The 25,212-nt window shown below is 44.0% G+C and carries 29 protein-coding genes; 14 read left to right on the forward strand and 15 right to left on the reverse strand.

Going from position 1 to position 25,212, the window contains the following annotated elements; genetic code table 11:
• Position 1: 1 nt before the first annotated feature.
• A complete protein-coding gene (locus FPZ42_RS08310; RefSeq protein ID WP_146270248.1) occupies positions 2-586 on the reverse strand; it encodes a riboflavin synthase in 585 nt (194 codons plus the stop codon).
• Between the two features lie 99 nt (positions 587-685).
• The gene (locus tag FPZ42_RS08315; RefSeq protein WP_146270250.1) at positions 686-1,429 is read right to left on the reverse strand and encodes a hypothetical protein; all 744 of its coding nucleotides are present in this window, start codon (positions 1,427-1,429) and stop codon (positions 686-688) included.
• A 218-nt stretch (positions 1,430-1,647) separates the two neighbouring features.
• Here FPZ42_RS08315 and FPZ42_RS08320 point away from each other — a divergent pair, with 218 nt between their 5' ends.
• Positions 1,648-2,106 (forward strand): NUDIX domain-containing protein, encoded by a 459-nt coding sequence (locus tag FPZ42_RS08320; protein ID WP_146270252.1) that lies wholly within the window; start codon positions 1,648-1,650, stop codon positions 2,104-2,106.
• Here the strand turns inward: FPZ42_RS08320 and accC are convergent.
• From accC to FPZ42_RS08335, 3 genes are all read right to left on the reverse strand, one after another.
• Positions 2,101-3,582 carry an acetyl-CoA carboxylase biotin carboxylase subunit gene (accC, locus tag FPZ42_RS08325; RefSeq protein ID WP_146270254.1) on the reverse strand — a complete coding sequence of 494 codons (1,482 nt, stop codon included), beginning with the start codon at positions 3,580-3,582 and terminating at the stop codon, positions 2,101-2,103. The two genes, FPZ42_RS08320 and accC, sit on opposite strands and share 6 nt — an antisense overlap.
• A gap of 225 nt (positions 3,583-3,807) precedes the next feature.
• Positions 3,808-4,302, reverse strand: a complete 495-nt coding sequence (locus tag FPZ42_RS08330) for an NADH-quinone oxidoreductase subunit B (protein ID WP_146270256.1) — start codon at positions 4,300-4,302, stop codon at positions 3,808-3,810.
• Positions 4,292-4,906 carry an NADH-quinone oxidoreductase subunit A gene (locus tag FPZ42_RS08335; RefSeq protein WP_146270258.1) on the reverse strand — a complete coding sequence of 205 codons (615 nt, stop codon included), beginning with the start codon at positions 4,904-4,906 and terminating at the stop codon, positions 4,292-4,294. Before FPZ42_RS08335 ends, FPZ42_RS08330 begins: the two co-directional genes overlap by 11 nt.
• On the opposite strand from FPZ42_RS08335, the gene FPZ42_RS08340 reads away from it, so the two are divergent.
• Complete coding sequence (locus FPZ42_RS08340; RefSeq protein ID WP_146270260.1) at positions 4,905-6,119, forward strand: BaiN/RdsA family NAD(P)/FAD-dependent oxidoreductase; 1,215 nt, start codon at positions 4,905-4,907, stop codon at positions 6,117-6,119. The two genes, FPZ42_RS08335 and FPZ42_RS08340, sit on opposite strands and share 2 nt — an antisense overlap.
• A gap of 342 nt (positions 6,120-6,461) precedes the next feature.
• Here the strand turns inward: FPZ42_RS08340 and FPZ42_RS08345 are convergent, their stop codons facing one another.
• From FPZ42_RS08345 to FPZ42_RS08355, 3 genes are all read right to left on the reverse strand, one after another.
• Positions 6,462-6,839, reverse strand: a complete 378-nt coding sequence (locus FPZ42_RS08345) for a VOC family protein (protein WP_146270262.1) — start codon at positions 6,837-6,839, stop codon at positions 6,462-6,464.
• 66 nt (positions 6,840-6,905) lie between these two features.
• Positions 6,906-7,421, reverse strand: coding sequence for a c-type cytochrome (locus FPZ42_RS08350; protein WP_146270264.1), 516 nt, complete (start codon positions 7,419-7,421; stop codon positions 6,906-6,908).
• Positions 7,422-7,492: 71 nt separating this feature from the next.
• Entirely contained in the window at positions 7,493-8,338 is an 846-nt protein-coding gene (locus FPZ42_RS08355) for an SDR family oxidoreductase (protein WP_146270266.1), read from the reverse strand.
• Between the two features lie 163 nt (positions 8,339-8,501).
• On the opposite strand from FPZ42_RS08355, the gene FPZ42_RS08360 reads away from it, so the two are divergent.
• Both FPZ42_RS08360 and FPZ42_RS08365 read left to right on the forward strand, forming a co-directional pair.
• Complete coding sequence (locus FPZ42_RS08360; protein ID WP_146270268.1) at positions 8,502-8,864, forward strand: BlaI/MecI/CopY family transcriptional regulator; 363 nt, start codon at positions 8,502-8,504, stop codon at positions 8,862-8,864.
• A gap of 6 nt (positions 8,865-8,870) precedes the next feature.
• Positions 8,871-10,700, forward strand: coding sequence for a M56 family metallopeptidase (locus tag FPZ42_RS08365; protein WP_146270270.1), 1,830 nt, complete (start codon positions 8,871-8,873; stop codon positions 10,698-10,700).
• A gap of 73 nt (positions 10,701-10,773) precedes the next feature.
• Here FPZ42_RS08365 and FPZ42_RS08370 read toward each other — a convergent pair whose 3' ends face one another.
• Entirely contained in the window at positions 10,774-11,517 is a 744-nt protein-coding gene (locus tag FPZ42_RS08370) for an SDR family oxidoreductase (protein WP_146270272.1), read from the reverse strand.
• 103 nt (positions 11,518-11,620) lie between these two features.
• On the opposite strand from FPZ42_RS08370, the gene FPZ42_RS08375 reads away from it, so the two are divergent.
• The gene (locus FPZ42_RS08375; RefSeq protein WP_146270274.1) at positions 11,621-12,013 is read left to right on the forward strand and encodes a winged helix-turn-helix transcriptional regulator; all 393 of its coding nucleotides are present in this window, start codon (positions 11,621-11,623) and stop codon (positions 12,011-12,013) included.
• Here FPZ42_RS08375 and FPZ42_RS08380 read toward each other — a convergent pair.
• Complete coding sequence (locus tag FPZ42_RS08380; RefSeq protein ID WP_146270276.1) at positions 12,010-13,095, reverse strand: DNA topoisomerase IB; 1,086 nt, start codon at positions 13,093-13,095, stop codon at positions 12,010-12,012. The two genes, FPZ42_RS08375 and FPZ42_RS08380, sit on opposite strands and share 4 nt — an antisense overlap.
• Before the next feature lie 240 nt (positions 13,096-13,335).
• The gene (locus FPZ42_RS08385) at positions 13,336-14,379 is read right to left on the reverse strand and encodes a threonine aldolase family protein (RefSeq protein WP_315898391.1); all 1,044 of its coding nucleotides are present in this window, start codon (positions 14,377-14,379) and stop codon (positions 13,336-13,338) included.
• 12 nt (positions 14,380-14,391) lie between these two features.
• Here FPZ42_RS08385 and FPZ42_RS08390 point away from each other — a divergent pair, with 12 nt between their 5' ends.
• The 5 genes from FPZ42_RS08390 (at position 14,392) to FPZ42_RS08410 (ending at position 18,942) form a co-directional block, all read left to right on the forward strand.
• A complete protein-coding gene (locus FPZ42_RS08390; protein ID WP_146270278.1) occupies positions 14,392-15,051 on the forward strand; it encodes a hypothetical protein in 660 nt (219 codons plus the stop codon).
• A gap of 4 nt (positions 15,052-15,055) precedes the next feature.
• Complete coding sequence (locus FPZ42_RS08395) at positions 15,056-15,706, forward strand: hypothetical protein (RefSeq protein ID WP_146270280.1); 651 nt, start codon at positions 15,056-15,058, stop codon at positions 15,704-15,706.
• On the forward strand, positions 15,693-16,400 hold the full coding sequence (locus FPZ42_RS08400; RefSeq protein ID WP_146270282.1) for a hypothetical protein: 708 nt from the start codon (positions 15,693-15,695) through the stop codon (positions 16,398-16,400). The genes FPZ42_RS08395 and FPZ42_RS08400 overlap by 14 nt, the downstream gene beginning before the upstream one ends.
• Positions 16,401-16,473: 73 nt before the next feature.
• The gene (locus FPZ42_RS08405) at positions 16,474-17,565 is read left to right on the forward strand and encodes an AI-2E family transporter (RefSeq protein WP_146270284.1); all 1,092 of its coding nucleotides are present in this window, start codon (positions 16,474-16,476) and stop codon (positions 17,563-17,565) included.
• Between the two features lie 66 nt (positions 17,566-17,631).
• The gene (locus tag FPZ42_RS08410; protein ID WP_146270286.1) at positions 17,632-18,942 is read left to right on the forward strand and encodes an MFS transporter; all 1,311 of its coding nucleotides are present in this window, start codon (positions 17,632-17,634) and stop codon (positions 18,940-18,942) included.
• 75 nt (positions 18,943-19,017) lie between these two features.
• On the opposite strand, the gene FPZ42_RS08415 is transcribed toward FPZ42_RS08410, so the two are convergent.
• Entirely contained in the window at positions 19,018-20,475 is a 1,458-nt protein-coding gene (locus FPZ42_RS08415; RefSeq protein WP_146270288.1) for an NADP-dependent isocitrate dehydrogenase, read from the reverse strand.
• 120 nt (positions 20,476-20,595) lie between these two features.
• Here FPZ42_RS08415 and FPZ42_RS08420 point away from each other — a divergent pair, with 120 nt between their 5' ends.
• The 4 genes from FPZ42_RS08420 (at position 20,596) to FPZ42_RS08435 (ending at position 22,950) form a co-directional block, all read left to right on the forward strand.
• Positions 20,596-21,735 (forward strand): 5-(carboxyamino)imidazole ribonucleotide synthase, encoded by a 1,140-nt coding sequence (locus tag FPZ42_RS08420; protein ID WP_146270290.1) that lies wholly within the window; start codon positions 20,596-20,598, stop codon positions 21,733-21,735.
• Positions 21,736-21,809: 74 nt separating this feature from the next.
• Entirely contained in the window at positions 21,810-22,160 is a 351-nt protein-coding gene (locus FPZ42_RS08425; RefSeq protein ID WP_146270292.1) for a four helix bundle protein, read from the forward strand.
• A gap of 43 nt (positions 22,161-22,203) precedes the next feature.
• Positions 22,204-22,704, forward strand: a complete 501-nt coding sequence (purE, locus tag FPZ42_RS08430; protein WP_146270294.1) for a 5-(carboxyamino)imidazole ribonucleotide mutase — start codon at positions 22,204-22,206, stop codon at positions 22,702-22,704.
• An 87-nt stretch (positions 22,705-22,791) separates the two neighbouring features.
• Positions 22,792-22,950: a Sec-independent protein translocase subunit TatA/TatB gene (locus FPZ42_RS08435; RefSeq protein WP_146270296.1), complete on the forward strand. Its 159-nt coding sequence runs from the start codon at positions 22,792-22,794 to the stop codon at positions 22,948-22,950.
• A 52-nt stretch (positions 22,951-23,002) separates the two neighbouring features.
• Here the strand turns inward: FPZ42_RS08435 and FPZ42_RS08440 are convergent, their stop codons facing one another.
• From FPZ42_RS08440 to FPZ42_RS08450, 3 genes are all read right to left on the reverse strand, one after another.
• A complete protein-coding gene (locus FPZ42_RS08440) occupies positions 23,003-23,494 on the reverse strand; it encodes a hypothetical protein (protein WP_146270298.1) in 492 nt (163 codons plus the stop codon).
• A 240-nt stretch (positions 23,495-23,734) separates the two neighbouring features.
• Positions 23,735-24,442 carry an ATP-binding cassette domain-containing protein gene (locus tag FPZ42_RS08445; RefSeq protein ID WP_146270300.1) on the reverse strand — a complete coding sequence of 236 codons (708 nt, stop codon included), beginning with the start codon at positions 24,440-24,442 and terminating at the stop codon, positions 23,735-23,737.
• A gap of 53 nt (positions 24,443-24,495) precedes the next feature.
• Positions 24,496-25,119, reverse strand: coding sequence for a hypothetical protein (locus tag FPZ42_RS08450; RefSeq protein WP_146270301.1), 624 nt, complete (start codon positions 25,117-25,119; stop codon positions 24,496-24,498).
• Between the last annotated feature and the right edge of the window lie 93 nt (positions 25,120-25,212).

Genomic DNA, 25,212 nt, shown 5'->3' on the forward strand with positions numbered 1-25,212 from the left:
CTTAGCGCTGCATCAGCCTTGCCACATATTTGCCTATAATATCGAACTCAAGGTTTACCACAGAACCCTCGCGTACGTTGTGCAGGTTGGTATGCTCGTAAGTGTAAGGTATAATGGCAACAGAAAACTCGCGCGGGCCTGAATTAACTACCGTTAAACTAATTCCATTAACGCAGATAGATCCTTTTTCTACGGTCACATTGCCAACGCCGGGGTCATAGCTAAAGGTGTATTCCCAGCTACCATCTAATTCTGTGTAACGGGTACAAACAGCGGTTTGGTCAACGTGGCCTTGCACAATATGCCCATCCAAACGGGCATTCATTTGCATGCAGCGTTCAAGATTTATGGGTTCACCGACTTTTAGGTGAGAAAGATTGGTTTTATTTAAAGTCTCCTCTATGGCAGTAACCGTGTGGGTGCTATCGGTTAAAGCCACTACCGTTAAACAAACACCGTTGTGCGCAACAGATTGGTCTATCTTAAGCTCGTTGGCTATTGATGATTCAACTGTAATGTGCAGATTTCCGCCTTCGGTGCGTAGATCCGCAACCTTTCCTAAAGTCTCAATGATTCCGGTAAACATGTTTCAAAAGTAAAGAATTTGCATATTCCGTTTGTAAATCGTGGCTCATAAAAAAAGCGGACTTAGAGGTCCGCTTTTTTTAATTTTTATCAGAAATTCTTAGTTGATAGTGATATCGATGCTTTGGCCATTATAAGTAACCTTTGCTTTATGGTTACCAAGGTAAGTAATGGTACCTGCAAAGCTAAACTCGCGACCTGCATTGTTACCTTTAGATACATACTCAGCAACGCCGGCAGTGATATCAAACGGTTTTGATGTAGCATCGATAATCAACCCTTTAAGGTTATAAGTGTTGGTTTGTACCATCACCTCTCCATCTTTGCGGGTAGTAAAGTTATAAGTAGAATTTTGCGCACCATCTATTTGCATCTTGGTATATCCATCAGCTAATGACTTAAGGGTATAAAATTCTTTTACGGTGTTTTTGTAATTGCTTAAGTACGGACTAAACCCGCTGTTTACGTATTCGCCGGTGTAGGTGTAACCATTTGGTTGGTTGTTTTCGCAGCTGATCACAAATTTGTTTGAACCAACCATTACGTCCTTGATAGAATCACCTTTGGTGTAGGTGTTGTCAAATGGCTGCTCTATAAATTGGCCGCAAGTAAGATCATTTATTTTTTTGCCGTTAACTACGCTGTTGGTTTTTGGTAGGCCGGAATAGTTGTTGCCGCTGGCAACTGTGGCTGCTAAAGAGTTGGTAAGGTTAACAGCAATTTGGGTGGCAATAGCCTTGTTGTTGTCGCTGTCAGTTCTAGTGGTTGTCTCTTTAGTACAAGCTGAGTAAAGGAAAACCGTTAGGGCTGTGAAGGTTAAGGTTGCGAGCGATTTGAATTTCATATACTTTAAGTATTTAGGTTTCTTTAATTAATGCCACAAAAATAATTCATTTTTAAACATTTAGCTTATAAATTTTCACTTTACCGACACTAAATAATTATTGAAGAAAAAGCAAACCGAGTCTTTAATTTACATTAAAGCTATTTAAATTATCTTAATACTTAAATCAAAACTGAATAATAAACCAAGCGTTATCAAATTATAAATTCTGTAAATAAATGAAGCAAAGCGCCGGTCTGCTGCTTTATCGCACTGTTGAAAATAGAACGCAGGTTTTCCTGGTACACCCCGGCGGGCCATTCTTTGCCAAAAAAGATGATAGCTCGTGGTCAATACCTAAAGGGCAATTTGATGATGATGAAGATGCCCTTGCAGCAGCAAAGCGGGAATTTGTTGAAGAGATAGGTAAAACAATTGATGGCGATTTCATCAAGCTGCAACCCATTAGGCAAAAGAGTGGTAAAACGGTGTACGCCTGGGCCGTTGAAGCTGACATAGACCACACCAGCATCGTTAGCAACACTTTTGAAATAGAATGGCCACCCAGATCAGGTAAGCGCAAAAGCTTTCCTGAGATAGATCGCGCGGGATGGTTCACACTTCAGGAAGCAGAACAAAAACTCATACCTGCCCAAGTGAAGCTGGTGGAGGAATTGGCAACTATGCTATTGTTATAATGCCCTTCTGTTCTTTACCCAATTACTTTCAGGAACGCCCGCAGTTTCTGTAACGGCTACTTTTTTGCTATTGAGCAGGCGTTCCATTAGCAGCGCCGCGATCTCTGCTTCATCCGTATTTTCAGTGTCAAGTACTTCCGGGGTGAAAAACTTTTTAACGAAATGTGTATCAAAGTTACCCGAAGTAAATGCCTCATGTTGCATCACAAACTTACCAAATGGTAGCGTGGTAGTTATGCCTGTTATAATATACTCGTCAATAGCCCTTACCATACGGTCTATAGCTTCTTTACGGTCTTTACCGTAGGTAATGAGCTTGGCTATCATGGGGTCATAGTAGATGGGTATCTCCATGCCTTGTTCAAAGCCATCATCTACCCTTACACCGGGGCCCTGAGGCGTAACATAGGTTTGCAGGGTGCCAATATCAGGCAGGAAGTTATTTGCCGGGTCTTCGGCATATACGCGGAGTTCCATCGCGTGGCCTTTTATTTTTAGGTCTTCCTGTTTAAAGCTGATGGCATGACCGCGGGCAATGTTTATCTGTTCCTTCACCAGGTCGATGCCGGTAATCAACTCTGTAACAGGATGCTCTACCTGCAGGCGGGTATTCATCTCCAGGAAATAGAAATTGAGTTTATCATCCATAATGAACTCCACTGTGCCGGCGCCGGTGTAATTAACCGAGCGCGCCACGTCAACCGCACAGCGGCCCATAGCTTCGCGGATCTCCGGCGTCAACACCGATGACGGTGCTTCTTCCACTACCTTTTGATGGCGGCGTTGTACAGAGCAATCGCGCTCAAACAGGTGTACAATGTTACCGTGGTTATCCCCTAACACCTGTATCTCGATGTGGCGCGGAGAAGACACATAACGCTCTATGAAAACAGACCCATCGCCGAAGGCAGATGTCGCTTCTGAAACGGCGAGGTTCATTTGTTCTTCAAAATCAGCTGCACTTTCTACAATGCGCATGCCTTTACCGCCACCACCGGCAGCAGCTTTGATGAGGATGGGGAAACCTACCTCCACCGCACGTTGCTTGGCTTCGGCAATATCGGTTATGGCTTCCTCGGTGCCGGGTACCATGGGGATATTATATTTTAATGCAGCAGCCTTGGCTGACAGCTTGTTACCCATCACTTCCATAGCTTCCGGCGACGGGCCAATAAGCGTTAGCCCGGCTTCGCGTACAAGGCGTGCAAAGGCGGCATTTTCGCTCAGGAAACCGTAACCGGGATGTATGCCCTCCGCGCCGGTTTGCTTGCAGGCTTCGATGATCTTGGCTCCTACCAGGTAAGACTGGTTGGATGGCGGCGGACCGATAAAAACGGCCTCATCTGCGTAACGCACATGCAACGCATCACGGTCGGCTTCAGAATAAACAGCTACGGTTTTAATACCCATTTCACGGGCCGAACGCATTACCCGCAGCGCAATTTCGCCGCGGTTGGCTACCAATATCTTTTGCATACTTAACAAATGTAGTTAAAGTAAATGCAGATAGAAACCTACCTCGCGATTAAATCACTACCATATTACAATGGCTTACAATGCCCTTACTATGGGGTTGGTTTTAGAAAGAAATTTTTTGGTATCCAGCAACAAGTCGTCATTAATGGGTGTTCACGTTCACGCCATGAACATCTGTGAACACCGTGAACGCTTATGAACGCTGACAAGAAAATGTCAGTAAATTTAAATTGCCGCAGGGCCGGCTACAATATGTTCTTTCTGAATCTTCTTCTGCAGCTCCAGTATGGCGCCGATAAGTGCCTCGGGGCGGGGCGGGCAGCCTTGTACGTAAACATCCACGGGGATCACCTTATCTACGCCTTTTACCACATGGTAACCGTGCTGCCAGTATGGGCCGCCGCAGTTAGAGCATGATCCCATCGATATCACATACTTCGGATCGGGCATTTGCTCGTATAAGCGTTTGATACGCTCGGCCATTTTAAAAGTAACCGTACCGGCAATAATGATAACATCTGATTGCCGTGCTGATGGCCTCGGAAATACCCCAAACCGGTCAAGGTCATAGGTTGATGCCATGGCCCCCATCATTTCTATGGCGCAGCAGGCAATACCAAAACTCATGGGCCATAACGATGATAGCCTTGCCCAATTGAGCAGGTCATCCAGTTTAGTGACCATTATGCCACCGTTCTCGCTTGTGGTATCAGGCATCATTGGCCGGCTTTTTAAAAGTTGGTTTAAACATAGGTTTGCGTGGCTCAGCAGTTGCCGTGGCGGCTGCCGGTTTAGGCTCTGATGCAGTGACAGGCACAAGCTCAGCATTAAAATCACGTACCGTGAACTGGCCTTGCAGCGCATTAACCTGCTCGTATAAATTACGCGGTATTTTTGTTGTACTGCGCGGAACGTTTAGTTTCGGTTTTATCCAGTTAAGGTCGCCTTTAACCCACACGTAAGCCAGGCCAAGTATCAAAATGCCCAGGAAGATAAACATCTCTGTAAGCGAGATCCATCCCCAGCGGCTGTCGGCAGCAATCAGTTGCTTATCCCCAAAAACGGTTGCCCACGGGAAAACAAACACCATCTCTACATCAAACAACAGGAAAACCAGGGCAATAACATAAAAGCGGGAATTGAATGGCAGCCAGGCATTACCGGTCGGCTCCTCGCCACATTCATAGGTACTTAGCTTCTCGGTGTTGGGGTTACGCGGCGCTAATAAGCGGTTTACAAAAAATAAACCACCTATGGCAACGGTACCTGTAATTAAAAAGATAAGTATCTTTCCAAATTCTGATATTTGCGCAACACCACCCATGACGGCAAATTTAACAAAACAAACCCATTTTGATGCTATAATAATTGGCGGCGGCGCTTGCGGATTGATGTGTGCTGTGCAGGCCGGCTTTTTGGGCAAACGCACACTGGTACTTGAAAAGAACGACCGCGTAGGTGCGAAGATCCTCATTAGCGGTGGCGGCAGATGCAATTATACCAACTTGCACACCACGCATAAACAATTCATCTCGCAGAACGAGCATTTCAGCAGATCTGCGCTTGCACAATGGACGGTTGACGATACCATTTCATTTTTTGAAACCTATGGCATTGAGGGTAAGGAAAAAACATTAGGTCAATTATTCCCTGCTACCAATAAGGCTAAAGATATTGTTGAAATGTTTACCAGTTTATGTAACGACCTTGACCAGCAGATACAGTGCAATACCGAGGTTGTAGCAGTACGCCAAACATCAGAAGGTTTTGAGGTAGATACTTTGCATTACAATAGGCAGGAAACATTATTCGCCACTAAAGTGGTTATTGCCAGCGGCGGGCTGCCTATCCAGAAATTAGGCGCATCTGATTTTGGATTGCGCGTAGCGCGAAGTTTTGGCATGAGGGTTACAACAACCTCCCCTGCACTGGTACCGCTCACTATAACCGGCAAAGACCAGCCCTGGTATGAGCAACTATCCGGTAACAGTATATTTTGCCGGGTTTGGAACGATAGGGCAAGTTTTGAGGAAAACATCCTGTTTACCCATTGGGGCCTAAGCGGGCCTGCTATCCTGCAAATATCATCCTACTGGAAACCGGGCGAGTTGATATACGTTGATATGCTGCCCGGCCAAGACATTGCCGAACTAATTACGACCGAACGCGAGCAGAACGGCAAAAAAACCTTGCTGAATTACCTGGCAGGGCTGTTCACAAAAAAATTTGCTGATGCCTTAAGCGGGCATTTACCGGTAAACAAAAACCTGGCTTCGCTATCAAAAACCGACATGGAAAGCATCAGCAATTTGATACACGAGTTTAAGGTTAAACCGGCAGGAAGCAAGGGATACGACAAAGCCGAGGTAATGACTGGCGGCGTTGATACCGACGAGCTATCATCAAAAACGCTTGAGGCAAAAAAAATCCCCGGCCTTTTCTTTGGCGGGGAATGCGTTGACGTTACCGGCTGGCTGGGCGGCTACAATTTTCAATGGGCATGGGCAAGCGGGTTTGTTATCGCGCAGAGCATATAAAGGATCAGGTATCAGTCAATTCTTTCCGGTAGACGGGTGTTATCACTCAGTCAACTCACCCCGACATATCCGCCAGTTGGCGGATTATCGACCCTCTCTACGCAAGCGTAAAGAGGGTAAAAAAAATCTCACTTCTTACCCTCTTTGCTGCTTGCAGCAGAGAGGGTGGTCGAGCGTAGCGTAGACAAGCTTAGTTGACTCACCCCGACATTGCTTCGCTTGTCGACCCTCTCTACGCAAGCGTAAAGAGGGTATAAAAAAAATTCACTTCTTACCCTCTTTGCTGCTTGCAGCTGAGAGGGTGGTCGAGCGTAGCGTAGGCCGGGTGAGTCAATATTCCTATCAACCCAGATCTTCCCAAAGTTCAATGGCGTTGCCTTCTGGGTCAAGGATGTGTACAAACTTGCCGTAATCATAAGAAGCTATCTCGTCAACCACAGTAACGCCATCTTTCTTCAATTGCTCAACCAACGCTTCCAGGTTCTCTACCCGGTAGTTGATCATAAAATCTTTCTTTGATGGCTCAAAGTATTTCGTATCATCCTTAAACGGCGACCATACCGTTGTGCCTTCCTTTTCATGATCATCGGCATCGCGCCATTTAAACATGGTGCCGTACTGCTCTACTGGCAGGCCCAGGTTTTGGGCATACCATTCGTTCATCAATTTTGGGTCGCGGCATTTAAAAAAGATGCCGCCGATACCTGTTACTTTTTTCATGATATTTTAACTGTGATATTAATAAAAAAGCACCTGCAAATGCAGGTGCCCGGTTTATGCTTTTATTTATTTTCCACTTGCTGGTGCGCCCGCAGGTGGCGTTGGTGGCGGCGGCGGAGGTGTTCCTGTCGGTGCTTGGCCTTCGGGGCGTTGTGCCCGTGGCAGTTCTGATGCCCTGATGATCTCCGGGTGCGAAACACCACGGTGGCAACTGTAGCAATTTACATTGCTCTCTACCACCATACCTGTACTATCTTTTTTTGAGTGGAAATATTTTTTGTTGATGGCCTGCGTCATTTTATACATCTCGCGCGCCATTTGCTTTTCGGGCTTGGCATCGCTGGCAAAGTCCATCTTTTTGGTCTCCTCATTACGCTCATGGCAAAAACTGCAACGTGCGCCTAAGGCATGCTCCCACTCTTCCATGGTTTTGTGCATTTCCTCGCCGGTGATATTTTTTGGCAGTACCTTAAGATTTTTAAATTTTGGCTCGTCGGCTTTTTGGGTTGCAGGAGACATTGCCATAAACAATACGCCTGATGAAAGGCCAATTACAGCAAGCAGTTTTTTGTTCAAATTCATGGTTGTGGGTTTAAACGTCTAATTTAATCATTAAAATCACACTGACAATAGTGTGACAATCTTTTTACAACTTAAACCAAATGCGTGCCAACCATTTCCATGCTGATGTCCCATAGTTGTTGCCTGCCCTTTTCATCTACAGCTTTTGCAGATGGATTTACCGGTCGGCTGTCTTTAAAATACTGCCCGCTTTTTGAATCGATGCGCTGGGCTGTTGCCAGGTAGATAGTGGTTAAAGCACCTGTTTCGGCATTGATCATGAACGGCCTTGCAAGCCACAGCAAAAATTTACCAAAACCGCTTATACCAACACCAAATGAGGTGTTAACCAGGCCGGGGTGCAAAGCAAAAGAACTGATGCCCTTAGTGCCATATTTGGTAGCTAAAGAGCGGGTGAAGTATATGTTAAAAAGTTTTGCGTTACCGTAGGCCTTCCAGGGTGAGTAAGGGCGGCTGCGCCATTCCAGATCATTAAACTTCACATCTGTGTACCGATGGGCTTCTGAACTTACGTTGATGATACGTGCCTGCCCCCGTTCTAACAAAGGCATTAAACATTGTACCAACAGAAAATGCCCAAGGTGGTTTACGGCGAAGGTCATCTCGTGGCCATCGGCACTTTCCTCACGTGTACCGAAGATACCGCCGGCGTTGTTGATCAATATATTAATTCCCAGCAAACTGCTGCGTAAAACATCAGCAGCATTGCGTACGCTCTCTAAATTTGCCAGATCGCATTCAACTACGTAAATGTTTTTATTTTTTGATGCTGAAATAATTTCATTCTTTACCTCTTCACCTTTTTCGAGGTTGCGTACCAGCATGTAAATAGCGTGGTCTTTTTTTGCCAGTGCAAGAGCAGTTTCGCGGCCTATACCTGATGTGGCGCCGGTGATAACAGTGGTAATAAAAGGCATTTTTAATCAAATTAATTAGTAACCAAATATAAGTGTTTCGCTTACATAGGCAAACATAACTACCGCATAAATAAGGCAGTTACCTAAAAACCCTTTGTTAAATATTGTTAAAAAGATTTGCATTATTACGAAGTGGTCGTATATTTACGAAAAACTCGTAGAAATGGAAAAATTATCTCCCCAGGAAGAAGAAGCGATGCAGGCGATCTGGCAAATTGGCAAAGGCTTTATAAAAGATTTTTTAGAGCACATTAATGATCCCCGTCCGCCATACACAACATTAGCATCCACCGTAAAAAACCTGGAGCGTAAAGGCTTTGTAACCGGCGAAAAATTGGGTAACTCTTACCGCTACTCGCCTGCCATTGCAGAGGAAGAATATAAAAAGCGCTTTATGAATGGCTTTGTAAGCGATTACTTTAAAAACTCATATAAAGACCTGGTTACCTTTTTCGCTAAGGATAAAAAAATAAGTGCCAGCGACCTGCAGGAGATAATCAACCTGATTGAAAAACCAAAAAAATAAACCGCCATGCCTGCTTTAATAATATTTCTGTTTAAGGTTAACGTTGCGCTGATTTTGTTTTGCGCCGGTTATTATTTGGTATTGCGCCCGCTAACCTTTTATTCACTTAACCGTGCGTACCTGGTAGCCGCCATCATATTTGCTTCGGTTTATCCATACATTGATCTTACAGCATTTGCAGAACGCCACAGCAAATTAGCAAAACCTGTGCAGGTGGTAATTTATAACTGGCAAATGCCTGCCCGGGAAATTCTTGATAAGCCTGATTACTGGCAATGGGCTACCGTGCTGTTTTGGGTCGGCGTAGTTATTTTAGGTATACGGTTTATTATGCAGCTTTTTTCGCTGTACATGCTTTACCGCAATTCAATACCGCAGCGAATAAACAACCACGATGTAAGAGTGATCAGCGGCGAAGCTGCCCCCTTTTCGTTCTGGAAAAGCATTTACATCAACCCGGCCAATCACTCCGGCCAGGACCTTGATGCCATTTTGCAGCACGAGCAGATACACGTTAACGGCTGGCATACGATGGACATTTTACTGGCCGAAATAAGCTGTGTATTCTACTGGTTTAACCCCGGCATATGGCTGATGAAAAAGGCAGTACGCGAAAACATTGAATTTATAACCGACCGCAAAGTATTGAATGATGGTGCAGACAGCAAACGCTATCAGTACAGCCTGGTGAACGTAAGCTTTAATAATACCACGCCCGGCATTGTGAACCACTTTAATCTATCAACCATTAAAAAACGCATAATTATGATGAACGCAAAAAGATCTTCTAAAGCTAACCTTACCCGTTATGCATTTGTAATACCCGTGGTGGTTTGCTCGCTGCTGGTATTTACCATATCAAAAGCTGACGTAGCTAAACCGCTAACCATAAAGCTGACCAATGCCATTAAACCGATGACGACTGCTATAAAAGAGGCTGCGAAAGATGCGGGGATCACTTTTACTGATACAGTGCCTGCCAAAAAGTTTGTTACTAAACGTGACACAGGCAATCGTAAAGTAACGCAGGTTTACCTGATGAAAAGCGATACGGTAAAAAAAGCAGCATTTGTAATTAAAATGGATAAAGAGCACAGCCTCGATTCAATGAGAATTGTGGTAGATGGTAAAAGGATAAGCAAAGAAGAAATGGCTAAACTTGATCCTAATAAAATAGCGGGTGTAACGATTATGAAAGGTGATGCGGCTAAAGCAGAAGCGCAGACCGTATCTATCATCACAAAAGACTCCGAAGAAGGCAAAGCAGTGATGAAAAATTCGGCGATCGAAAATCCCATCACTAGAATTACTATCAATGGCGTTGCTAAAGACCCCGCAAAATTAACTGATAAAGAAAAAGAACTTATCGCCAGGATGCCACCAACAAAAGGTGTGGTTTCTAATATTGTTATCACGCAGGCAGGAAGCGCCACATTAGCTAATAAAGGAGATCAGGTCATTATCGATGGGAAACCTGCAAAAAATACGATAATGATAAGGTTAGATAGCGCTAAATACAAGGCGGAGGGTACTGCAAAAACAAGCGATGTCCTTATATTGAATGATAAACCATCAACTTTTGGCTTGCAAGGAGCCGTTGGTGTGCAAAATTATCCGGCAACTATCACCCTCCGTAATAGTTTTGATAAAATATCAGATAAGGTAATTGTGATAGATGATAAAGTTGCCAGCGAAAAGGAAATGAAAAAACTATCGGCTTATGATATTGACAGCATGAGCATATCACGCGGTAACTCTTCAGAAGCGATAGAGAAATATGGCGAAAAAGCGAAGAACGGCATCGTTTATATTACTACCAAGAAAGGTAAAAATTAATAGTAAGTTTAGTTAATAGTAACAAAAATGGGCGCCGCAAGGGTGCCCATTTTTTGTTAGAGGAAGGCTTTGTTTACTTTAAGCCATAAGAAAGGTAGCCGCCATCAGCCACTATCTCTGTGCCGCTGATAAAGCTTGCTGCATCAGATGAAAGGAACAACACTGTGTTCGCTATTTCATCAGCAGTGCCTAATCTTTGCAGTGCGGTTAGGGTCGCAATGTGGGCTTTAGCCTCTTCCGGTAGTACACCTTCTAAACCTGGTGTTTGTATAGGGCCAGGGCTAACGATGTTCACACGGATCTTTCTTTCGGCTAATTCGTTAGCAGCAATTTGCGCCACTTTGTTCAAAGCGCCTTTGGTTGAAGAATAGATACTGGTACCAATGTTAGATGCCGTTGCAACTACCGATGATGTGAACACTACAGAAGCACCATCCTTTAAATGCGGAATAAATTTTTGCAGCGTAAAGTATGGGCCTTTAACGTTGGTGTTAAACTGGTAATCAAATTGATCTTCTGTGGCTTGTTCAATCGGCGCAAAGTTGGCTACGCCTGCGTTCAGGAAAAGCACATCTAATTTTTGGCCGCTTTGTGCAAAAGCCTGCTCCAGCACAGTAATATCAGCTACTTTTGAAGTATCTGACAATACCGTTTTTAAATTGGGGCTGTTTATTTCTGCTGCTGCCTTTTCCAGGTTATCAGCTTTGCGGCCGGTGATCCAAACGTTGGCGCCTGCGTTTATAAATGCTTTTGCGGTGGCAAAACCTATTCCTGTGGTTCCGCCGGTTATTACTACATTTTTGTTTGCGAAATTCATTTTAGTAAATTTTAAATTAACACTGCAAACATATGGTTATTGAATTTATTTTAGTTACTTTGTAACCAAAAGTAACAGTAACATTTGAGTAACCAAGTAACTTATGACTAACGAAGCAATCACCAAAGAAGCAACAGTAATATCCTGCTGCCCTATCCAGGGCCAAAAGAATATCCGTGCCGTTCATGATGCTATGGATGTATTGAATGGCAAGTGGAAGATCTCCATCATATCTTCTATCTGCTATTTTAATAAACGCAGGTTCTCTGATATTTTAAATGATGTTGAAGGCATCTCCAATAAGATGTTAAGTAAAGAGCTGAAAGAGCTCGAGGCAAATAAACTCATCACAAGGGAAGTGCTTAACACGCAACCTATAACGGTTGAGTACAGCCTTACCAATTATGGTTTAAGCCTGCGCGACATCATCAATATGCTATCTGACTGGGGTGTAAAACACCGCGAAATGATTGTAGGAAAAAGGAAAAGCGCTTAACTCGCAACGGCCAGCTTTTCGTGCTCCAGCAGATCAAGCAGGGCTTTTTCGGCCAGGTTTAGTTCTGATGATTGGATGTCTTTGTTACCGTCCAGTTTATCGATGTATTTGAAGATGGTCTTTTCTTCATAACTTTTGATAACCGATGGGTGCACGTAGTATTTCTTACAAACAGTACGCGTGTTGCCCAGGTTAATGGCTACCTCATCAAGCACGCTAACGATCTTCTTTTTACACTCGCTTAGGGTGTTAAACTCACCCGCTTCTTTAAATGCATAAAGTGCGCTTACGCTACCTGCCCATGTACGGAAATCTTTGGCAGTAAAATCTTCGCCGGTTATTTTCTTCAGGTAATCGTTGATTTCACCTGAACCGATGGTGCAGCGCGAGCCGTCATCATTGTAGTATTGAAACAATTCTTTACCGGGTATATCACGGCACTGCTTTACCAACCTTGCAAGTTTTTTGCTCTGCAGCGATATTTTGTGCATCACCCCTTTTTTGCCCCTAAACTCAAACTTCATTTTTGAGCCTTCTATTTTCACATGCTTATCCATTAAAGTGGTTAAGCCGAAAGAGCCATAAAGTTTTTTATAAGATTCGTTACCTACGCGTATGCTGGTAAGCTCCATCAAGCGTACAACCAGCGCAACAACCTTTTCATGATCCAGGTTGCGGCGGTTAAGATCATGGTCTACCTGTTGGCGTATTGCTGGCAGGTGGGCCGCAAATGTTTGCAGACGATGATATTTAGATTGATTGCGGATCTGGTTCCAATGTGTATGATAGCGGTATTGCTTGCGCCCCGCAGCATCCGTGCCGGTAAATTGCAGGTGACTGTTATCATAGGGCGAGATCCACACGTCGGTATAAGCTGGTGGTATCACCAGGCTGTTGAAACGTTTTATTAGTTCCTTGTCCTTAACGGTTTTGCCTTCAGCATCGAGATAGGTCCACCCCTTGCCTGATTTTTTTCGGGTGTAGCCGGGCGTTGAGTCTGAAACGTAACGCAAACCCACGGCCTTGGCAGTGATCTTAGGATCACGGCCGATCTTCTCTAACTTTTGTATCAGGCGGTTCATTTGTTAGAGATAACATGCTTTTAAGTCGAAAGTTTTAAGTTGGGGGCCTTGACTTGTAAGAAACTTTATGAGTCAATATAAAATCATGTCATTGAGAGCGATAGCGTGGCAATCTCGTCGCTTGTAGATGAACTCGATGAGATTGCCGCGTCTCCCGAATTCATCGGGATCCTTGCAATGACATAGTTTTTGACTTTCGAACTTGTCGGACTTCAGACTTTTCGGACTGCAGGCTTCGAGTTAAATACTCTTCAAAACAGATATCACATACTCTACCTGGTCGGCATGCACATCCAGGTGGGTTACAAAACGGATGCGATGTTTGTCGGTACTTCCGGCTTTGATGCCTTTTGCAGCAAGCTTGGCTAAAACCGCATCTGCCGGTTCAATGGTATCGAACAGCACAATATTGGTTTCTACCGGGATAATGTTGCTCACCCAGGTGCAACCGGCCAGCTCATCAGCCAGGATACGAGCGTGCGCATGGTCGATGTGTAAGCGTTCTACATGATGATCCAGGGCAAAAATACCTGCAGCGGCTAAAAAGCCTGCCTGTCGCATTCCACCACCCAATACTTTGCGGATACGTCGTGCATATTTGATAGTTGCCTTGTCAGCAAGTAGTACCGAACCTACCGGCGCACCTAAGCCCTTCGACAAACAAACCGAAATACCATCAAAATAATTGCCATAGTTAACCGCCTTGTCGCCGGTATGGGCAAGCGCATTAAAAACGCGGGCACCATCCAGGTGTAGCTTTAATCCGCGCTCTTTACACAGTGCAGCAATAGGTGCTATCTGGTTGAGGGTGTAACATGCGCCCCCACCCTTATTTACCGTATTCTCTAATACTACCAAACTGGTATGCGGGTAGTGAATATTTTCCGCATTTATTTCGGGTTCTATCATTTCGGTGGTAAGGATGCCCCTGTAACCGTTCAATAACCTGGTAGATACTGCCGAGTTAAATGCAATTCCTCCACCCTCGTAACGGTACACATGCGCCGTTTGGTCGGCTATCAGTTCATCAAGTGGCTGCGTGAAACACTTAATGGCTATCTGGTTGGTCATGGTGCCCGATGGGCAAAATATGGCAGCTTCCATCCCGAACATCGCGGCAGCCTTTTCTTCAAGCGCGTTCACGGTCTCATCTTCGCCAAAAACATCGTCGCCTACTTTGGCGCTCCACATGGCCTCAAGCATCAAAGGGGTAGGTTTGGTAACCGTATCGCTGCGCAGATCAACATTCATCATGTCAGATAATATTTTATATTTGGTCTTCAAATCTAAACCATTATGCGAAAATTATTACTCCTGCTTTGTATCTTAAGTATTACAATCAGCACCAAGGCGCAACTATTCGGAAAACATTGGGATGAGGGCTCTTATTATGACCTGCAGGGCGTAAAACATCAGGGCCTTATATCGTGGACCGCACCACAAAAATCTCTTTTTAACGGTGACGGTGATGAAATCTTTTACAAAACACAGAAGGATGCGGATATGGTAAAAATCAAATCGAGCGAATTGAGATCGTTTATCATCGGTGTTGATAGCTTTGTGGTATCTAAAAACGAAATATTTAAGCGGAAGCCGTTTTTAAATGTGTTGGTAAATACAAATGATACTTTAAAGATCTATCGCTCTATGGAAAAACGTTCATCCCCGGGCATTGGTTTCGGTGTAGGTAGCATTGGTGCAGTTACCGCTATGGTAGGTGCAAGTTTTAACTACACTAAAAAAGCTTACTACTATGGTAAAAATCCTAATAATGTAATCAAAATTGATAATAAGAATTTTACAGAAGTTACAAGCAAGATATTAGCTAATATACCGTTAATTGTCAAGGAAATTGAAAGCAAGAGTTTACGTGATATGGAAGACGTGGAGGTTGCTTTACAACAATGGGCATATAGCCAAAAAAAAGCAGCGCAAGCTGCTGACAATCAAAAATAACGCAATGCGCAAAATCTTATTCGTTCTTTTCATTCTTATCTGTTCATTTACCGCTAATGCTCAAGCTCCTGCCCAACAGTGGGACGAAGGCACAGTATACCACACTACCGGAGAGGTTTTTACCGGACTGGTATCATGGGCACCACCCATGAAGGGACAATATCCTGATGGTGACCAGATATTTTTTAAAAACTCCGGCTCGCCTGATATTTTCCCGATACCCTATTTCAAGATCAAGGCCTTTACCATGGGGCGCGATAGCTTTGTGGTATCAACCAACATCAACCTAAAAAACAATCCTATTTTATTGGTTGAGGTTGATGGGCCGGTTTGCCTTTATGCTGCTAAAATATTTAAGCAAGGCTTTCCCCTGCTTATCGGCTCGGGCGGCGGTGGCGGCAATTTTGGGATGGGTTTAGAAGTAGGCACTGCCATTGGCCGGGGCGTAAAAACCAGCTATTATTTTGGTAAAACGCCAAACACCGCCACTAAACTTGATAAGAAAAATTTTGTTGAGACCATGAGCACTATCCTTGCCGATAAACCGGAGGTGGTAGCTAAAATTAAAGACAAAACTTTCCGTTATGGCGACATGGATGCCCTGCTCAAATATTACTACACCGGCAAACTTCCTGTTAACAATGAGCAACAATAGATCATTTAAAATCAGTCGTGTTTTAGTAGCTATCGTTTTTATGATGGCAGGCCAAAGTGCTTTTGCGCAAAAGTGGTTACCAGGCTATTTCATTGATGTAAAAGGCAATAAAACAGATGGTTTTATTTACCCTAACCCCGGCGGCAAGGGGCCGATACAGGGCGAGGGATTTATCAATTTTAAAGAGAGTGAAAAGGCCGAGCCTTACTCGCTTGCTACGAGTGACCTGCAATCTTTTGTTGCCGGTAAAGACAGTTTTGTTGTAGCACATGCGCCGGGTAACGAAACATGGAACAAACAGGAGTTTGATTTTGTACGCGTTGCGCTTAACGAAGAGATAAAGATATACGCTACCCGCGGCGCAGGCAGTGGCGGTGGCGGCGGTAAAAAAATACATGTATCGCCGGGTGTAGGTATTGGCGCAGGCACTTATGGTGCAGCCTATGGCGGTGGCCTGGGTATATCATTAGGCGATAGCGGCGGCGGCAACAGAACCAAACTTACCTATTATTACGGTGGCAACACGGCTACCATGCGCCACCTTACCGATGAAAACTTTAGGGACATTATGAGCGAAGCCATGGGTGATGAGCCTGAAGTAGTTGCACAGATACAGGCTGGCAAATACAATTTGCGGAGCATTGAGAAACTGATACAATACTTTAATAAAGTAAAGGCGGCTGATAAGCGCTAAACCGCATTGGTAAAATTCTTTTAAAACTTTTAAGTGTAAAAGATTGTCATTATGAGCAAAGGAACTGCACATAATGCCGCCAAAAGACCATCCCGAAAAACCACACGCAACTAAAGAGCTCACTTTTAACGAAAAAGTGTGGCATACCGTATCCATTGTAGCACTGTTAGTAGTGGCTATTTTGATTGCCCGTGTGGCCTTCAACGTATTGCTGATGATATTGGCTGGATCGCTCATTTCGGTTTATTTCCACGGGCTGGGCGATATGATTGAACGCAGCACCAAGTGGAACCGCAAAGTATGTATGACCATCTCTGTTGCGGGATCATTCCTGATATTACTTACCCTGCTTTGGTTTATGGGTACTACTATACAAAAGCAAGTTGCAGCCTTAAGCGATAGCCTGCCCGAAACCATCAATAACTTTAAAGCCAAATTAGGATCAACCCCGGTAGGTGCAAAAGTGCTGGAATACTTTACGCAGGGCGATAACAATGATAAAATGATGTCGACCGCGAAGAGTTTCTTCAACACAAGTTTCGGTGTGCTGGGCGATATTTATATCATCATGTTCCTAGGGATCTTCTTTTCAACACATCCTTCGTTGTATAAAGATGGCATCGTAAAGCTGTTCCCGTTGCAAAATAAACCCTTGGCCCGTAAAGTGATCGACCGCACCAGCCAGGCGCTTAAGGGCTGGTTAAAGGGTATGATGCTATCTATGGTGCTCATATTTGTAATGATAACCACCGGCTTATGGATCATAGGCATCCCCGTAGCCCTTGTGTTAGCTTTACTTACGGCACTTTTAAAATTGGTGCCAAACTTTGGTTCATTGGCTGCCATGATACCTGGTGTTTTACTGGCGCTTACCAAAGATCTCAATACAGCTATCATCACCGCGCTGCTTTACATGGTATCGCAAACCATCGTAAGCAATATTGTTACGCCGCTTATCCAAAAAAAGATGATCAACATCCCTCCGGCCCTAACCATTATTAGTCAGGTTATAATGGGTGTGGTATCAGGTGTTTTAGGGATCATACTTGCTGTACCGCTGCTCTCTATCATCATTATCCTGGTAGATGAGATCTATGTAAAGAAAATAAACCCCGATGAGCCGGATGATAACGAAGTTGGCATGTCTACCCCCAACTCCGATTAAGAATAATAATTGCCTTGTAAAACAATTTAAAGGTTTGTAAATTATCCTAATTATAAACCCATTATCTTGTTAAGAAAGTTACCCGTTTTAAAGGAAAGCGCTCGCCTGCGTTACTTTACGTTTTTGTACCTGTATATCATGCAGGGCATCCCGTCGGGCTTTGCCTTAACTGCAGTTGCTAACTATTTAACAGGTAAAGGGCTATCATCGCAAAGTGTGGGAACGTTTGTTGCCATTGTTGGCATCCCCTGGATCATACAGTTTATATGGGGACCAATTATAGATAGGTATCAGTTCTCTGTTATCGGGCATCGCAAGCAATGGATAGTGCTCACCCAGTTTATGGCTTTCATAGCCTCGTTAAGTTTGCTTTTTATACACGACCCGGTTAAGCAACTGGGCATGGTTTCGCTGGCATTTTTTATACACAGCAATTTTGCCAGCGTGCAGGATGCAAGTGTTGATGCCATGGCTATATCTATAGTGCCCGAAAGCGAGCGCGGGCGGGTAAATGCCTTTATGCGTGGCGGTTATCTACTGGGTATTGCGTTGGGCTCGGCAGGGCTCTCAACCATACTTTATCACAGCGGTTTCTTTTACGCGGCGTTAACACAGTCAGGCCTGCTGCTTGTATTTACTATTATAACCTACCTCATCAAGCTTGACCAGGCCGATAGCTATATCCCCGCTTTTAACATTCGTAATAAGGCAAGAGTTGTAAAGGAGAAACTTAATAATCCGCAACTAAAATGGCTTTTTAAGCAACTTTATATCGGCATCATAACACCAAAAAGCTTGCGGACGTTTGGGGTTATAGCACTGGTGTATACCTGTAATAGCGTTTTCATCAGGTCATACTCTTATCATCTCATCCATACGCTGCACTGGCAATACAACTCCGTATCGGTACTGCAGGGCGGCTGGGGAACTTTAGCTACGCTGCTGGTAACCCTTGGCGGTGGTGTATTGGCAGATAGAATAGGCGCGCCAAAGCTGCAGACCAAAGTGATGCTGGCCATTTGCCTTTTCCTCATCGTTTTCAATTGTATGGGTGGTTTGTGGCTGCACAAATCACTGAGTGTATCGGGCCTTATCTTATGGAATTTTGCCGACCCTATGTTCAGCGTAGCTGCAATGCCTGTGCTAATGGCCTTATGCCGCGACAAAGTTGAAGGTTCGCAGTTTACGGCCTACATGGCGCTGGTAAATTTCTGCGATGTAATGGGCGCCTACATCTCCGGCTGGGCCATGACGTACGTTGGTGCGCCGGTTATTGGTGCCACATGCGGCGCGTTGGTTCTGTTGGTTTTAATACTGCGTTACATCAATCGCCCAACGGTAGAACCTATGCTTTTGAAGCCGCAATTGGATGTTTGATGAAAACAAAAGGCCCATCTGAAACCAGACAGGCCCTTTTTGATTTTGAATTTTAACTTTTGACTTAACCGAAGGTTATTGTCCCTGCGCCAGGGTATAACCAATTTTTCCGTCAAATTTCATCAGGAACTCAACCGAACAGATCTTAAAATCTTCAGATAGTTCGCCGGCGATGTGAAGGATCTCTTTTTGTGAGATCTCTCCACCATCTTTTTTCTCAACGCGGATACGGTATTCGTTTACCAGCTCGGTGTAGATAGAGCCTGTCGGCCAAACCTGTGTTCCACGGTTTGATATCATTACAAGTTGGGTATTCTCGTTCAGTTTTTTCTGCGCTATTTCGGCAAGCTCGTTAGGTTGTTTGTTCGATTCAACAAATACGTCTACACCAACAATTTCTTCCTTGCTGTCTTTTTTAACAACGGTAAGCTTATTTTTTGTAGGATGATCGTGGTTAGCTTTCACCTCCATATCGGGCTGGGCAACAACGGCACCTTTAACAGGCACCTGGCCAAGGTTAGCGATAACGGCATCAGCAAAAGCTTCGGTATTTGCAGACGGAGTTGATTTGTCGCCAAAATCACCGGTATGTATGCCCTGCTCAAGCGTGTAAAGCAATGAGTTTTCAATAGCAGCAGCAGCAGTGGTGTATCCCAAATAACGCAGCATCAGGATACCCGATAACAATAATGCAGTTGGGTTAGCGATGCCCTTACCCTGGATATCAGGTGCGGTGCCGTGCACTGCTTCAAAAATGGAAATGTTATCACCAATATTGGCAGACGGCGCAAAACCTAAACCACCAACTAAACCGGCACAAAGGTCTGATACGATATCGCCTTGCAGGTTAGTTAACACAATTGCCTGAAAAATCTCCGGGCGCGATACCAGCTTCATACAAAGGTCATCAACAATAATGTCTGATGACTCAATATCCGGAAACTCCTTAGCAATTTCGTAAAAGGTCTCCAGGAACATACCATCGGTAAGTTTCATAATGTTAGCCTTGTGGCCGCAAGCCAGTTTGGTATAACCTTTACGGCGGGCCATTTCAAAAGCATAACGGATAACCTGGGCGCTGCCCGGGCGGGTAATGATACGGCGGCCAACTGCTACGTCGTTGGTAAGCAAGTGCTCTATACCACCGTAAGTATCTTCAATATTTTCGCGAACGATAGTTAAATTGATAGGGATACCGGCTTTTGAAAAAACGGTATCAACACCATTTAGCGAGCGGAAATCGCGCTGATTGGCGTAGGTATTCCAAACCTTGCGGGCAGTAACGTTTATACTTTTAACGCCTTTGCCTTTTGGGGTTTCCATTGGCCCCTTAAATAGCAGGCCTAAACGTTCAATGGTTTCTTTTGCGGCAGGTGTCATCCCGGTAGAGTGCCCTGCGTCAAAATAAGATTTCCCCATTTCAACGTATTCGTACTCGAGAGGAACATTAGCGGCTTCGAAAATGCGAAGGACGGCGGCCATAATTTCCGGCCCGATACCGTCACCTTTAGCTACAGCGATCTTTGTGCTCATAGTAGTGTGTATGTGGAGTAAAAACGCTGCAAAGGTATGCTTTTTAAGCCGTTTTTTAAGCGCATAATTAGTTTTAGTGTCTGCTTTTAAAAGATTTAGGTTAAATTTGCCGCTTAACTTATGAAAGCATTTTACGGCGATTTAAGATTAGGAATTTTAGGCGGCGGCCAGTTGGGACGCATGCTTATACAGCAATCCATCAACTACAACGTTACCGTTAAGGTACTCGACCCCGACCGCGAGGCACCTTGCCGCAGGCTGTGCAGCGAGTTTGTTGTAGGATCATTAAGCGATTACGAAACCGTTTACAACTTCGGTAAAAAGGTTGACCTGCTTACCATCGAAATAGAGAAGGTGAATGTTGATGCACTGGAACAACTGGAACGCGAAGGCGTAATGGTTTACCCGCAATCGCGCATCATCAGGTTAATACAGGATAAGGGCCTGCAGAAACAGTTCTTTAAAGAGAACGACATCCCTACTGCCGAATTTCAGATCATTGCAACGCCTGATCAATTGAAAAATAACAGCATCCCTTTCCCATATATTCAAAAGCTGCGACGCGATGGTTATGATGGCAAAGGCGTTTACAAGGTGATAGACGAAAGTTACCTCGCCAAAGCCTTTACCGAACCAAGCCTGATAGAGCGCTGGATAGATTTTGAAAAAGAGATAGCCGTTATAGTGGCCCGCAACGAGAACGGCGAGGTAAAAACCTTCCCTATGGTGGAGATGGAATTTAACCCTGAAGCCAACCTGGTTGAGTTTTTAATACAGCCCTCTACCCTGCCGTTCGAGATACACCAGGAAGCTGAGAATATTGCCAAAAAGATTGCCGACACGCTAAAGATAGTAGGTATACTGGCTGTTGAAATGTTCCTGACCAAAGACGGCAAAGTATTGGTTAACGAATTGGCACCGCGCCCGCACAACAGCGGCCATCAAAGTATTGAAGGCAACGTAGTGTCACAGTTTGAGCAGCACCTGCGTGCTATATTTAATCAGCCCTTAGGCGATACAACCTGTTTGAGCAACGCCATTATGGTGAATGTTTTAGGCGAAGCCGGTCACGAAGGCCCGGCAGTTTACGAAGGCATTGAAAAGATCTTAAAATGCGAAGGCGTTTATGTGCACCTTTACGGCAAGGCGTTGACAAAACCCTTCCGCAAGATGGGCCACGTAACCATTGTTGATGCAGATAGAGAAAAAGCGATTGAGAAAGCGCGATACGTACAGCAGACGTTGAAGGTGATAAGTTAGTTCATAGTTTCATAGTTCATAGTTTCATAGTTCATAGTTCATAGTTCATAGAAAAAAAACACAAACTATTGCAAATGGCTTTTAGATTTGAAGAACTTCAGGTGTGGCAGAAAGCTATGTTTATGAATGAAAAAATCAATGAACTTGCTAAGACGTTTCCGAAAGATGAAATATTCATCTTAACATCTCAAATAAAAAGAGCTGCAGATTCTGTGGTGTTGAATATTGCAGAAGGGTCAACGGGACAAACTAAGCCTGTTTTTAAAACCTTTTTAAGCTATTCGCTTAGATCTGCCATAGAAGTTGTAAGTTGCTTATTTATCGCCAAAAGCAGAGGTTATATACAGGACGATAACTTTGCAACATTATATACCGAGTACGAAGTATTGGTAAAGATGATTACATCGCTAAGAAATTCACTTTAATTACAGCCATGGACCATCACCTATGAACCATGAACTAAAAACTATGAACCCGAAAGAACCAAAAGTAGCCATTATAATGGGTAGCAAATCAGACCTGCATGTGATGCAGGATGCTGCCGACGTATTGAAAGAATTAGGTGTTGATTACGAAATAACCGTGGTATCAGCCCACCGCACTCCTGATAGGATGTTCAGCTATGCGCGTGCCGCGGCAGATCGTGGTATAAAGGTGATCATAGCCGGTGCAGGTGGTGCTGCGCATTTGCCGGGCATGGTGGCTTCATTGACACACTTGCCGGTTATCGGCGTCCCGGTAAAATCAAGCAACTCTATCGATGGGTGGGACTCTATCCTGTCTATCCTGCAGATGCCAAATGGCATCCCGGTGGCTACAGTTGCTTTAAATGCAGCCAAGAACGCTGGTATTTTAGCGGCGCAGATATTATCCACTGCAGATGAATACCTGACCCGCAACCTCATCGCATTCAAGGAAGATTTGAAGAAAAAGGTAGAAGATTCTGCCAGGGAAATGGAAAGTAATTAATTTGAGGTTTAAAAACCATGTAAGCTGATACTTCGTTTATCTAAAAAGTTATCAGTACATTTACATATAATCATTAAATAAAAAGTTATGGGTTTAGGTGCACCAGAGATCATTTTGATCATCATCGCGATATTATTACTGTTTGGCGGCAAAAAAATTCCTCAATTGATGCGTGGCCTTGGCCAGGGCATGAAAGAGTTTAAAACTGCCCAGGAAGATACTAAAACAGCAGTAAAAGAAGACTAAAAATAAAGGGCTCCCAAATTGGGAGCCCTTTATTTTTTATGAAGGTTTGCTGTTAGAAATTATAACCAACACGGAAACCTATTTGGCTGAAAGTACCGTTCTTAGACCATCCTTCATACCGAACGCCAAGATCAAAACCGCCATCAATGGTGTAGCCGATGCCTGGTGAGTAAGCAAACGCAGTACCGCCACCGCTTTCAGTGCTGATAGCAGCGCCTAACTGGCCTTCACCATAAAAACCGGCACCGTTAAAGTAATACTTGATACCAGCTTTCAACGGAACATAACCTAATGAACCACCACCGAAAACATCTTTTACTTTAAGTGAACTGTAACCGGCTGAAACTGTGAAGTAAGTTGCCGACGCTATTGGCTGCTCATATTTCAAGTTACCGCCTAATACCACACTGTAAACATCGCTTGAACTGCCTACCGGAAAGCCGCCATCAAAACCGATGCTAAAATGTCCTGATGAACTTGATTGTGCTGATGCCGTAAAGGCCGTACCGGCAATAATAGCCAGTACAAAAAATAATTTTTTCATAGAGTTTTTTGCTATAAGATTAATGTTGTTTGTGAATAATAACCACATAACAAAAAAATAACATCCCGGTTTTAAAAATGTACTGGGCTAAGCGCTATAGCTTAAGGCTTTATGAGATTTAACAGTTGTTATTTGAGCTGAGCAGCTACGGACAAAACGCAAATATCCTGTACGCTGATCGCTGGTTTTAGTTAACCCCCGCATCCAACGTTCAGGTTTGTAATATTAGATGGATGTTACTTAAGCGTTGGTGAGCTTGATAAAAATGCTTTCGAGCGAAGCGTTAGCATTTTTGTCCCTCAGATTAGCAAGGGTATCATTAGCTACGATATTACCTTTATTGATGATGATAACGTTGTTGCAAACAGCTTCAACTTCCTGCATGATATGGGTAGAAAGGATAACCGTTTTTGATCTGCCCAACTCACTGATCAATTGTCGTATCTCAATGAGCTGATTAGGATCAAGCCCGGATGTTGGCTCGTCGAGTATAAGCACCTGCGGGTCATGCAGGATAGCTTGTGCCAACCCTACTCTCTGGCGGTAACCTTTAGATAATTGTCCTATCTTTTTATGCTGCTCAGGCCCAAGTCCGGTTTGTTCTATCACTTCTGCTATACGTTTATTAGCATCATGCAATTGGTGTATGCCGGCGATAAAGTCCAGCGCCTCCTTAACATACATATCCGTATAAAGCGGGTTGCTCTCAGGCAGGTAGCCGATGCTGCGTTTCACCTCGAGCGGTTGTTTGATAATGTCGAACCCGTTTACCGTAGCAGTACCATCTGTAGGCGGTATGTAACCGGTAAGCATTTTCATGGTGGTACTTTTGCCGGCACCATTAGGGCCTAAAAAACCAAGCACTCCGGTTTTAGCCTCAAAGCTAATGGCGTTAACAGCCTTTTGTACTCCGTAAACTTTACTTAAAGCGGCTACCTGTATGCTCATGGGGCAAAGTTATTGGATAGATATGAGATTTGGGATAAGAGATTTCAGATTCGTTATGGAGTTACAAAGGAAAACTTCTCATCAAACAACTGCACCTTGTCTTTTTTTGAGTTGGTGCCGCTTAAGGCGAGAGCAATAATTCCTTGTTTGCCATTGGCGTATTTGTAGGTAAACTTAAAGGGAGCGTTGTTATCAGGTGTAAGCTTAACACCGGTTATGGTAACTTTTTTTTTATCTGATTTAAGCCAGACCTGTTTGTTTACAAAAGATTTTGCCTTTTCATAATCAGCAGCGGGTGCGAAGAACGACATGGTACCATCATCTCCGGGTTTAAAATACTGAAAATATATAACACCCCATTCAGCTGTAAACTTAGCGTGCGTATCTTCTACAATATTAGCAAGCACCATAACTTTTCCTTCATCTGTGGCAGGAGTAGCCTTCAATTCCTCACCATCTACCCATTTATGGAGGTAAAAATTGTAATTCATCTTACTGCTATCAGCGGGCAAAAGAACATATTTCTGACCGATGGTCTGCTCTATTTTGCGGGGTGCGTAAAATTTAGTAACTGGTTTTTGCTGGCTGTAGGCAGTTGAAGAAACAAACAAGCTAAATAATGCTATGAGAACTTTATTCATGCCAACAAGATAGTAAAGACTGATAATTGTTGCCATTTTAATTTGCAGACTTAGTAAGTTGCCGTAGGTATTAATTTATTCAAGGCACTCAGTACTCTTTATTCCGTATTAACACCTTTAATATTAGCC

Source organism: Mucilaginibacter achroorhodeus, assembly GCF_007846095.1.
Classification (GTDB): domain Bacteria; phylum Bacteroidota; class Bacteroidia; order Sphingobacteriales; family Sphingobacteriaceae; genus Mucilaginibacter; species Mucilaginibacter achroorhodeus.

Bases quoted from the DNA above. Each gene is read 5' to 3' on its own strand.
- FPZ42_RS08310 (WP_146270248.1), bottom strand. From the start codon at position 586: ATGTTTACCGGAATCATTGAGACTTTAGGAAAGGTTGCGGATCTACGC.
- FPZ42_RS08315 (WP_146270250.1), bottom strand. From the start codon at position 1,429: ATGAAATTCAAATCGCTCGCAACCTTAACCTTCACAGCCCTAACGGTT.
- FPZ42_RS08320 (WP_146270252.1), top strand. From the start codon at position 1,648: ATGAAGCAAAGCGCCGGTCTGCTGCTTTATCGCACTGTTGAAAATAGA.
- accC (WP_146270254.1), bottom strand. From the start codon at position 3,582: ATGCAAAAGATATTGGTAGCCAACCGCGGCGAAATTGCGCTGCGGGTA.
- FPZ42_RS08330 (WP_146270256.1), bottom strand. From the start codon at position 4,302: ATGATGCCTGATACCACAAGCGAGAACGGTGGCATAATGGTCACTAAA.
- FPZ42_RS08340 (WP_146270260.1), top strand. From the start codon at position 4,905: ATGACGGCAAATTTAACAAAACAAACCCATTTTGATGCTATAATAATT.
- FPZ42_RS08335 (WP_146270258.1), bottom strand. From the start codon at position 4,906: ATGGGTGGTGTTGCGCAAATATCAGAATTTGGAAAGATACTTATCTTT.
- FPZ42_RS08345 (WP_146270262.1), bottom strand. From the start codon at position 6,839: ATGAAAAAAGTAACAGGTATCGGCGGCATCTTTTTTAAATGCCGCGAC.
- FPZ42_RS08350 (WP_146270264.1), bottom strand. From the start codon at position 7,421: ATGAATTTGAACAAAAAACTGCTTGCTGTAATTGGCCTTTCATCAGGC.
- FPZ42_RS08355 (WP_146270266.1), bottom strand. From the start codon at position 8,338: ATGCCTTTTATTACCACTGTTATCACCGGCGCCACATCAGGTATAGGC.
- FPZ42_RS08360 (WP_146270268.1), top strand. From the start codon at position 8,502: ATGGAAAAATTATCTCCCCAGGAAGAAGAAGCGATGCAGGCGATCTGG.
- FPZ42_RS08365 (WP_146270270.1), top strand. From the start codon at position 8,871: ATGCCTGCTTTAATAATATTTCTGTTTAAGGTTAACGTTGCGCTGATT.
- FPZ42_RS08370 (WP_146270272.1), bottom strand. From the start codon at position 11,517: ATGAATTTCGCAAACAAAAATGTAGTAATAACCGGCGGAACCACAGGA.
- FPZ42_RS08375 (WP_146270274.1), top strand. From the start codon at position 11,621: ATGACTAACGAAGCAATCACCAAAGAAGCAACAGTAATATCCTGCTGC.
- FPZ42_RS08380 (WP_146270276.1), bottom strand. From the start codon at position 13,095: ATGAACCGCCTGATACAAAAGTTAGAGAAGATCGGCCGTGATCCTAAG.
- FPZ42_RS08390 (WP_146270278.1), top strand. From the start codon at position 14,392: ATGCGAAAATTATTACTCCTGCTTTGTATCTTAAGTATTACAATCAGC.
- FPZ42_RS08395 (WP_146270280.1), top strand. From the start codon at position 15,056: ATGCGCAAAATCTTATTCGTTCTTTTCATTCTTATCTGTTCATTTACC.
- FPZ42_RS08400 (WP_146270282.1), top strand. From the start codon at position 15,693: ATGAGCAACAATAGATCATTTAAAATCAGTCGTGTTTTAGTAGCTATC.
- FPZ42_RS08405 (WP_146270284.1), top strand. From the start codon at position 16,474: ATGCCGCCAAAAGACCATCCCGAAAAACCACACGCAACTAAAGAGCTC.
- FPZ42_RS08415 (WP_146270288.1), bottom strand. From the start codon at position 20,475: ATGAGCACAAAGATCGCTGTAGCTAAAGGTGACGGTATCGGGCCGGAA.
- FPZ42_RS08420 (WP_146270290.1), top strand. From the start codon at position 20,596: ATGAAAGCATTTTACGGCGATTTAAGATTAGGAATTTTAGGCGGCGGC.
- FPZ42_RS08425 (WP_146270292.1), top strand. From the start codon at position 21,810: ATGGCTTTTAGATTTGAAGAACTTCAGGTGTGGCAGAAAGCTATGTTT.
- purE (WP_146270294.1), top strand. From the start codon at position 22,204: ATGAACCCGAAAGAACCAAAAGTAGCCATTATAATGGGTAGCAAATCA.
- FPZ42_RS08435 (WP_146270296.1), top strand. From the start codon at position 22,792: ATGGGTTTAGGTGCACCAGAGATCATTTTGATCATCATCGCGATATTA.
- FPZ42_RS08440 (WP_146270298.1), bottom strand. From the start codon at position 23,494: ATGAAAAAATTATTTTTTGTACTGGCTATTATTGCCGGTACGGCCTTT.
- FPZ42_RS08445 (WP_146270300.1), bottom strand. From the start codon at position 24,442: ATGAGCATACAGGTAGCCGCTTTAAGTAAAGTTTACGGAGTACAAAAG.
- FPZ42_RS08450 (WP_146270301.1), bottom strand. From the start codon at position 25,119: ATGGCAACAATTATCAGTCTTTACTATCTTGTTGGCATGAATAAAGTT.